A 9,676-nucleotide genomic window follows, 5' to 3' on the forward strand; every position below is an offset into this window, starting at 1 on the left:
CAAATGCACCGCCACATGGCGGTTTTTTTACGCCTATTGATAGGAGAAACACCCCATGAGTAGCGGTGCAAAACGCTCAACCGCGTGGATTCGCGAAGTGACGCCAGGGATTACCCCGCCGGGCCCATGGAACGTGCTGACCCGCGTCAGCTTCGGCCTGGTGCCCACCTACAACACCGAAGAGAACAACGAGATCGGCGAAACCCGGATGTCGCAGGGCACCGCCCAGACCACCGTGGACGTTGGCGGTGATATCGAAACCAAGTTCCGCTACGGCGCCCTGGACGAGTTCCTGGCCTCCTGCTTCGGTGCGAACTGGGTCGGCAATACCCTGACCATGGGCAACGAGCGAATCTCGTTCTCCATCGCCGCATACGACGCTGACGTGGGAATCGCGGGCATTGCCCGGGGCGCTCAGGTTGACACGATCAACATCGAGGTCCCGAACGACAACGAGATCAGCGTCACCACGACGTTCATGGCCACCTCGTGGCAGGACAAGGCCGACAACTCGTCGTTCATCGTCAGCCCTGCACCCGAGGCCAGCCAGCGGCGCTACGATTTCAAGGATGTGACCGGCCTGAAGATCAATGGCGTGCAACTGGGTGACGACAACGCGTGCGTTGACACCTTCAACCTGCAGTTCGCCAATAACTCCCAGACCCAGCGATGCATCGGAAACGGCAACCCGTTCGCTGGCAACATCATTCAGACCACCTTCGTGCCAGGCGGCTCGATCACCATGAGCTGGTCCAAGACCGCCTACGAGTACTGGAAGGCGCAGCAGACCGGTGATTCGCTCAGCTTTGAATTCACCCTGAGCAATGCAGACGGTGGCTACACCTTCCTCATCCCTGAGATGGAAGTCAGCGGCGACTGGCCGGACGGCGGCGCCACCGACATCATCCAGGTGGAGTTGACCTATACCGCTCGCCGCGTGCCACCGACCATCACCCGCCTGCCAGCGCCTATCGCCATCGCAGCGGTGACCGTCACCCCGGACACCATGAGCCTGGCTGTAGACGAAACCGCCGATCTCGAGGCAGCGGTAACCCCAGTGGGCGCAAGCCAGCTGGTCACCTGGATCTCCTCGGCCCCAGCCATCGCCAGCGTGAGCGCGACCGGCCTGGTCACTGCCCTTGCAGTGGGCACCGCCAACATCACCGCGACCAGTGCAGCAGACGGCACCAAGACCGACACCTGTGCTGTTACCGTCACCGCTTAACCCTTCGCCCGGCGCGCCCTGCGGTGTGCGCTGGGCCTTTTACCGCAGAGGATTACCATGGGCATCACTATTGCCAAGAAGCCAGAGCTCGACATTGATGGCACCCGTTGGGTCGAAATCGCCAAGGGTGCGAAAATCCTGGTCGGCTCTACCGCCAGCCCGCTGTACAAGTCGCACTACGCGCTGATCCAGCGCCACCTCGCATCCATCGACATGCAGACCCGTGTTGGCACCAAGGACTTCAGCATTGCCGATGCGGAGCCGGTTGTTTTCGAGCAGGAAAGCGAGATGCTCTTCGATTTGGTCTCCAAGCATCTGATCCAAGACTGGGAGGGCGTCGATGAAGCCGACAGTCCCGGCATCCCCGCGCCTTACTCGCCAGGGCTCTGTAAGGCGCTTCTTAGGCAGATGCCCGAGGTCTACTTCCTGGCAATCAAGACAGGTAGCGACATTGCCCGCCGGATCGAAGAGAAGGCTCAGGCAACCGCAAAAAAGCCATCGACGCCTACATCTGGGGGCGGGAGTGGGCGGGCGAAAGCAATGAAAAAGCCCGCTGGAAGCGCGAAAGGCTGAAAGGCGTAGCGCCGGTACCGCCTCAGCCCGAAATTGATGGCGTCACTGCCGAGGTCCTTGAGGCCTACGGCTCTATCAGCCGCACCCGGCAATACGTCGGAATGATCGGCGCTCCCGCACCAATCTCCCCGGCAGCCATCACTGACTATATGGCCCGCTATCCCACAGCGATTTGTCGCGATGAGTTCGACGCTGCGATTTTCGCGCTGGATGACGAGTACCGCAGGCACTGGGACGAGCAGCAGGAGAAGGACAGGTCGACGCCGCCAAAACGATAGCCCGCCAAGCGGGTTTTTTTACGCCTGGAGAATGCTATGGCGCAGGAATCCCGCCTCGCGGTAACGATCGACTCGCGCGGCGCCAAGCGCAATGCGGATGACCTGACCGACTCGCTCGGACGGATGGAGAAGGCTGGGGATGCGGCAGCAGCATCGGCCGAAGGGGTTTCGGAAAGCCTGGACGACCAGCGCAAAGCCCTTACCCAGCTGCTTGGGCAGATCAATCCGACCACCGCTGCCCTTGGCCGTCTGGACGACATGCAGGAGAAGCTGGCAAAGTTCAAAAAGGCAGGCATTGTCGAAAGCGACACGTTCGTCGAATACACCCAGCGCATTAACACCATGCGCGATGCTCTGGGTGAAACCAGCACCGGCATGAACAAGGCCGGAATGTCGGCCAAGGCCTACCAGGCATCCTTGCGTGGCCTTCCTGCCCAGTTCACCGATATTGCCGTCAGCCTTCAGGCCGGGCAGGCCCCATTGACCGTATTCCTGCAGCAGGGCGGTCAGCTCAAGGATATGTTCGGTGGTGTAGGGCCGGCCGCGCGCGCCATGGGTGGCTACATCCTTGGATTGGTGAACCCGTTTTCCGTTGCCGCGGCAGCCGCCGCTACTCTGGCGCTGGCCTACTACCAGGGCTCAGAGGAATCGGAGCGCTTCGCCAATGCGTTGATCGAGAACGGCAACGCCGCCGGCACCAGTGCAGGCCAGTTGGCAGACCTTGCCAATGAAGTGGCCAGCACCAGCGGCACGGTTGGCGCTGCAGCGGCTGTGCTCACCAAGCTGGCAGCCGCAGGCAACCCGCTGACCTCAATGTACGCGGAGATCACCCAGGCCTCGCTGGCCTGGTCGAAGCAAACCGGTCGAGACATCGATGGGGTCGTGAAGTCGTTCAACGACATCGCGAAAAGCCCGGTCGAGGCAATCAAGAAGCTCGACGCTGAGCTGAACATTCTGACCACCTCGCAGTACGCCAACATCGTTTCCCTGCAGGAGCAGGGCGACACCATGGGGGCGGCGCAGGTGGCCGCAGGGCTGTACGCCGAGGAGATCAGCAGTCGAGCCATAGAGATCGAGGGAAACCTCGGCACCCTAGAGTCTGCCTGGCAGTCAGTAGCCGGGTTCGCCAAGAAAGCCTGGGATGCGATGCTCGACGTTGGTCGCGACAAATCCCTCGAACAACAGCTTGCGGACGTAGAGCGCAAGATTGCGGATGCCGAGAAAGGCATTCAGCAGGGCGGCCGTGCAGCCTTTGGTCTCGGGATCACCTCAAAGAGCATCGTTCAACTGCGTCAACAGGCTGCCGATCTGCAATCAGCCATTGCCGAGGCCGGTCGAAAAGCTTCTGAGGATGCTGCCAGCAAGGCGATTCAAGATGCTGGAAAAAAAGGCGTCGACACGATCAACGCCACCTTCAAGGCGGCTCAGACCCAAACCGAGAAGCTTCAGAAGCAGCTGAAGGACATCGACAAGGCCCGCGCAGATGCGCAGAAGGCCGGCGGGTTCACTGCTGAGGAAGAAGCCAAGTACGCGGTAGCCAGAAAGAACGTCGAGCAACAAATCGCCGACATCAAAGAGCGTGAGGCGAAGAAGAACAAGCCCAAGGCGGCCACCGGCCAGAATCGCGGCGTGTCCGAGGCTGAAAACACCTTCGCCAAGCTCTACAACCAGTACGATCCGGCAGCCCAGGCAGCGCGTGCGCTGGTCAAGGAGCAGGGTCAGCTCCAGCTGGTGCTGGACAAGGGCAAAATCAGCCAGGAGGAGTACAACAAGGCCCTGGCCCAGGCTTCGATCAACTACGGCGCTGCCATCAAAGGCGCTCAAGGCCTGACGCAAGCTGAGCAGTACCGCGCTCAGTTGGAGAAGCAGCTCAGCACCCAGCGGACGCAGTACAGCCTGGAGGCTCAAGGCGTGGGCATGGGTGACTTGCAGTCAACCCGTCTGCAGCAGCGTGTGCAGTTGGAGCAGCAGACCAACGACCGCATCCTCCAGCTGCGTACTGAGCTCGCCAATGCCACCACGGAGAAGCAGCGGCAGGACCTGCAAACGCAGATCGACCTGACCAACGAGTTTCTACCGAGACAGCTGGAAGCATTGCAGGCTGGCTGGGCGCAGATGGACCAGGCCATGCTCAACCCTATCAACGGGTGGACGGCGGCAGTCCAAAACTTCGGCAACGAAGCGCGCGACATCGCCGGACAGACGCAGTCGATCTTCTCCAGTTCGTTCAACACCATAGCGAATGACATCACCAGCGCGATCAAGAGCGGCAGCTTGTCGTTCAAGACGCTTGGGGATATCGGCGCTGACGTGCTCGACCAGGTGATCACCGGATTTATCCGGATGGGCGTGCAGATGGCGATGAACGCCGCGCTGAGCGCGACACTCGGAGCTTCGGCAGCAGCGACCAACATTGCCCTGGCTGGGACAACCGCTTCCGCCTGGGCGCCTGCGGCCGCGATGGCCTCCCTTGCCACGCTTGGCACCAACGCCGTCCCCGCTGCTACTGCTTTGACTTCCACCACAGCGCTGGCTGCCGGTCTCGCAGTGGTCCCTGGTTTCGCCACTGGGGGTTACGTGTCCGGGGCTGGTACTGGCACCTCTGACAGCATCACGGCCAGGCTGAGCGACGGTGAGTTCGTGGTTAACGCCCAGGCCACCAAGCGTAACCGTTCGCTGCTAGAGGCTATCAATTCGAACGAGCGGGTATCGGTGGCCAGTCAAGGGGCATCCGTGGCGGTTGCGCAGCGGGGAAGTCAGGGCGGCACCCAGGCCACTCAGGTTATCCACCAGGTAACCATCGAGAACTACAGCCAAAGCCAAATCGAAACCCGGACTGACTCTGACGGCCGATTGCGGGTGATCGTCCAGGCTGCGGTTGACGAGATTTCTGGCCAGCTTGCTTCTGGGTACGGCCAGGTCGTGGATGCCGGCGAAGGCGCATATGGCTGGAAAAGACAGGGCTCCTAACGAGGAATGGCAATGATTCAGTACCCGGCAGGATTGTCACTTCCTCTGCAGGAAGGGTACGGCATGAGCACGGTCGATCCGATGCGGGCTACCCCAATGGTAACCGGGCGTACGCGGTACCGGGTTCGGCACAGCTACGTCCCGACTGAGGTGAAGTTCAGTTTCAACTTCAGCCAGGACGAAGCGGGGATATTTGAGGCCTGGTATGCGCGCACCCTGAATAACGGTCTGGAGTGGTTCGAGATCAGCCTGCAGACCCCGGCAGGATTCACGGCTTATGAGGCCCACTTCAAGGGCATATACCAGGGGCCAGATCTTACCCAGGTCAAGCGTTGGCGGTATTCGGCAGTAGTTCAGCTTAAGGCGCGGCCACTGATCCCCGCGCCCTGGGAGCAGTTTCCAGAATACTGGCTCAACAAGAACGTGATTGACCTTGCCATGAACAAGGAGTGGCCTGAAGCATGAGCCTGATTGAGGAATGTTACGCCTCAGGCAAAGGGGAGCTGGTGGTGACTGTGGAGGGGCGAGAGGAGGGTAGCAGCATCTCGCACCTCTACTGCTCAGGTTACGAGGACCGGATCTGCACCACCGAGGACGGCCGAACGCTGCTCTTCATCGCTATGGCCATGGATTTGGCCATGCCAAAGAACGACAACAGCGCGTTCCAGAACCTGGTGCTCGGCCTGGACAATGTGACCGGTGAGGTGCAAGAGGTGGTCGAGGCCGCCAAGGCCGCCGATAACCGCTTCATTATCACCGTGCGCATTTACTTGGCCGAAGACCTCTCGTTCCCTCAGGAGCGGTATCGCATGACGCTGCTCAGTCGGGAGTATGAGGACGATATCGCCAAGCTCACTGCCGGCTTCTTCGATCTGCTGAACACCAATGGTCTGCGCACCGTGCTGACCACATCCCTGGCACCTGGCCTGAAGTACATCTGACCATGATCGAGAAATTCATGCGCGCCCCGTATCGCGAGGGTGCAAGGGGTCCTATTGCCTTCGATTGCTGGGGGCTGTGCCGGGCGGTCCGGCATGACCTTTTCGGGCTGGACTGGCTGCCTTCGCTGGGCGCGGTGGGAAAGGACAAGATCCGCGAGAACACCAAGGCTTACCGCGACCTCAGAAAGTCGATGGAGGAGTGCGCGCCAGAGCCTGGCGCGATCGCTGCGGTACTGCGCGGAAAGGCGCTGCTGCATGTTGGCACAGTGCTGTTGAGCGAAGGTCGCCTGAAGGTGATCGACACAAATCCCGGTGGCGCCTGCCTCCGGACAACCGGCGAGTTCGAAGCCGCTAACCCAAGGGTGGTTTACTACCGTGATCGAGTTCTATCCGAACAAGCTGAGTGACACCGCGCCCCTGGGCACCTGGAAGACCGATCGCCGGATGACCATCGAGGAATGGCTGAAGTCCCAAGCCACGTCCTACGAACGTCGCGAGAGCCCGCCCATCAGCGCCGTGCTGAACGACGAAGTGATAGAGCAAACCAACTGGCACAAGGTCGCCTTCAAGCCTTCCGACCTGCTTCAGATCTACCGAGAGCCGAAGGGTACCGACCCGTTCTCCATTACCTTCGCCCTGTTCAAAGGCGCCAAGGCGGTGCTCAAGGCGATCATGCCCAAGATGCCGGGCATGCCGTCCAGTGCCGGCACCCAGCAGGGTGACCCGCTGATGGATGCCAGCGCTAAGGGTAACAAGGTCAAACTGGGTGATCCGGTGCGGCAGATCGCCGGCCACCAGAGAACCTATCCGTCTTACCTGGCTCAGCCGCGCCGCGCTTTTTTGGCTCCGCGCGACCAGCGCGTTGAAATGCTTCTCTATGTCGGTGAGGGTGAGTACGACATCCCTCTGTCCAAGGTAAAGGTCGGTGAAACGCCTTTGATTTCCCTGGGTGCGGACGCAACCTTCACCATCTACCCACCAGGTGCTGACCTGTCAGCTGATCCGGCGCACATCAACTGGTTCAACGCGCCAGAGGTTGGGGCCAGCTCCAGTGGTTCTGCAGGCCTTGAGCTGACCATGGCCACCGAGCTGACCCGGGCCGCCACAGCCTCGGCGTACCAGTTTGTCGGTGACACGATCAGCATTCCGGTTGGATCGGGCCAGTTCCCGGCCGACTGGTCGAATGGCATCATCATCCGTGTGCTTTCGCCTTACAGCTATGAGGTTGTTGACGGCGGCGCCGGGCGCGACATCATCCGCGGCCCGCTTGAAATGCTGAGCCCGTCTCCGGGCATGCTCATTGAGGTGGCCGGGTCGAACGCTGGGATGTACGTGGTGCACAGCTTCACTCCGGCGGTACCGGCTGTGCCAGCAGATCCTGGCTCAGCATCCACACTGACCGGCTCTGCTGCACCGACGCGATACGATTTCAACGTCACGCCTCTCGGGTTCACTCTTTCGCATGCGGGATCGACCTACCCGCTGACGCTGAGCACCGCCACAACTGACCTGGCCGGCCTGGTTTCGGCACTGAACGTGCAGCTCACTGGCGTACCGATCCAGGCCCAGCAATCATCGGGTGTGGTCCGATTTGTAGAGCTCACCCCTTTCTTCGGCATGCCTATATCGGCATCTGGCGCTTCGACGGTGCTGGGGTCGGCTCCGGTTGGTGTGACTGGGACGGCTACGACCGGAGGCACGCCAGCGCAACCGGCGGAGATGACGCTTGATTACGACGGTGGATCACCCGTGGTAGGCCTGGCTATTGGCCAAGGTCTGGCCACTATCGGTCCGCGCGGCTTGCGCTACCGGATCACGGCCTACAGCGCGAGCCTGTTAGCTGTTGAGCGTCTGAGCTCGTCAGGTTCAACCGACGCGGGCTGGCCTGGCTTCAACAGCATGCAGACCGTAAATGGCTTGATCACACTGGACGCATCCAATCTGCAGGGTGGTTACCGAGGTCCAATTGCCTGTTGCCCAGAAGGCGAGAAGATCACGGAGATTGAGTGGTCTGTCACTTATGCCAATGGCCTGGCTGGCATCGGTCGAGAGGGCCAGATTTACGAGATCCCGACCTACTACGTCTTCGAGTACCGCGACATGGATGTAGCTGGGGCCTGGATCGTAATCGAAAAGATGAACGTGGGCGGTTCACTGGATGCCCAGGGCTTCACGGAAAGGGTGGTGCTGCCTTACCCGATGCGTGCCGAGGCCAGGATTCGCAAGCAGTACGTCGACCGGCCGGGCCGAATCAACGACGAAGCTCGAGACGACGCGACATGGACCGACCTGCGCGGCCGGATGCAGAGCTCGCCAACCAGCTATACCGGCTTGACGGTTATGACCTGCAACATTCGTGGCGGTGATCGGCTGTCAGCGCAGTCGGAGAGCCAGGTCAGCGCCGAGGCCACACGAATCCTGCCGCTCATGGAAGGGGGCAAAGGTCCCACCAGAGACATCGTGCCCTGGTGTATCTACCAACTGAAGCAGCGCGGTTACACCGATGACGATTTGGACTTGCCCGAATGGCAGGCCTTTCACAACGTCTGCGTTTCCCGCGGCGACACCTACGACGAGACGCTGGACGCGACGATCACGGTCAAGGACATGATCAACAACGCCCTGGCTTGCGGGTTCGGTGAGTTGGTGGTGTTCCGGGGCCTGTTGCGTCCGGTGCGTGATGCCGCTCGGGCCGCGTTCGACGTGAGTTACGGCCCGAAGACGCAGACGTACTCGCCGCAGAACATGACCAAGATGCTGAAGATCAGCGGCGCGATGCCGTCGATCAACGACTTCGACGGCGTGGACATGGAGTACTTCTCCCGCGAGACATGGGCCTGGGAAACGGTCGAGTGCCGCTGGCCGGGCGACCTGGGCACCAAGGTCGAGAAGATCAAGATGCCAGGGTTCAGCGACAAGACCAGGGCCTGGCGGTTCGGCATGCGCCGGCGCGGGCATCAGAAGTTCCGCACCGACGTTTACACCTGGGAAACCGAGATGGACGGCAGCAACAGCGGATACCTGAGTTTTGCAGCCGTTGCCGATGACGCCCCCAAGCGTTGCCAGAGCGCGATCCTTCTGGACTTTGCAGTCACCGGCTCGGGGGCGCTTTTGAGCTCTTCAGAGCCGCTGGACTTCAGCGCCGGGGGCGAGCACTTGATCGGCGTGCGCAAGCTGGATGGCACGCTGTCGGGCCCATTCACCGCTACGCAAGTCGATCAGTACACCGTCAGAGTTGACGCGCTCGACTTCACGCCGGAAGTCGACGGCCCGCTGGAGCCGCCGCACATCCTGTTCGGCCCGAGCACCCGCTGGGCCTATCCGACGCTGATCACTAGCTCTGACCCAGCCAACGGCAACGTCGCCATGAAGGGCATGCCCTACGACGCCCGCGTTTACACCTACGACGACCAATTCCCGCCGGCCTGACCGGACCTTATCGAGCATGCCCGCCTTGTGCGGGTTTTTGTTTAACGTAACTATATGTTTTATATGAATTAAAATTATGCATATGGCGTTAGCCCCACACTGAGCCCCACACGGATTGCTTGCGTGAAGGGCTGATGGTTTGCAAGCAGGTGGCAGTGCCCACCTAACTGCACGCCAGCCACCAAGCTGTACCGTGTAACTGCCCCGCAGGCATGCTGTAGCGGCCCTGTTGGCCGCGCAGGTGGCTACCCCCAACCTTT

At 61.0% G+C, this 9,676-nt stretch carries 7 protein-coding genes; all 7 read left to right on the forward strand.

The window, feature by feature from the left end; genetic code table 11:
* Window positions 1-55: 55 nt before the first annotated feature.
* The 7 genes from H621_RS0102380 to H621_RS0102415 all read left to right on the forward strand — a co-directional run bounded on the left by H621_RS0102380 (window position 56) and on the right by H621_RS0102415 (window position 9,416).
* Window positions 56-1,225 carry a phage tail tube protein gene (locus H621_RS0102380; protein ID WP_028941824.1) on the forward strand — a complete coding sequence of 390 codons (1,170 nt, stop codon included), beginning with the start codon at window positions 56-58 and terminating at the stop codon, window positions 1,223-1,225.
* Between the two features lie 57 nt (window positions 1,226-1,282).
* Window positions 1,283-1,798 carry a hypothetical protein gene (locus tag H621_RS26835; RefSeq protein WP_245219014.1) on the forward strand — a complete coding sequence of 172 codons (516 nt, stop codon included), beginning with the start codon at window positions 1,283-1,285 and terminating at the stop codon, window positions 1,796-1,798.
* A 314-nt stretch (window positions 1,799-2,112) separates the two neighbouring features.
* Window positions 2,113-5,046, forward strand: coding sequence for a phage tail tape measure protein (locus H621_RS0102395; RefSeq protein ID WP_028941825.1), 2,934 nt, complete (start codon window positions 2,113-2,115; stop codon window positions 5,044-5,046).
* 12 nt (window positions 5,047-5,058) lie between these two features.
* Window positions 5,059-5,511 (forward strand): hypothetical protein, encoded by a 453-nt coding sequence (locus H621_RS0102400; RefSeq protein ID WP_028941826.1) that lies wholly within the window; start codon window positions 5,059-5,061, stop codon window positions 5,509-5,511.
* Window positions 5,508-5,987 (forward strand): DUF1833 family protein, encoded by a 480-nt coding sequence (locus H621_RS0102405; protein WP_028941827.1) that lies wholly within the window; start codon window positions 5,508-5,510, stop codon window positions 5,985-5,987. Before H621_RS0102400 ends, H621_RS0102405 begins: the two co-directional genes overlap by 4 nt.
* 2 nt (window positions 5,988-5,989) lie before the next feature.
* Window positions 5,990-6,394 (forward strand): hypothetical protein, encoded by a 405-nt coding sequence (locus H621_RS0102410; RefSeq protein WP_028941828.1) that lies wholly within the window; start codon window positions 5,990-5,992, stop codon window positions 6,392-6,394.
* Window positions 6,363-9,416, forward strand: coding sequence for a host specificity factor TipJ family phage tail protein (locus H621_RS0102415; RefSeq protein ID WP_028941829.1), 3,054 nt, complete (start codon window positions 6,363-6,365; stop codon window positions 9,414-9,416). The genes H621_RS0102410 and H621_RS0102415 overlap by 32 nt, the downstream gene beginning before the upstream one ends.
* Window positions 9,417-9,676 lie beyond the last annotated feature (260 nt).

This window comes from Pseudomonas vranovensis DSM 16006, assembly GCF_000425805.1.
GTDB lineage: Bacteria > Pseudomonadota > Gammaproteobacteria > Pseudomonadales > Pseudomonadaceae > Aquipseudomonas > Aquipseudomonas vranovensis.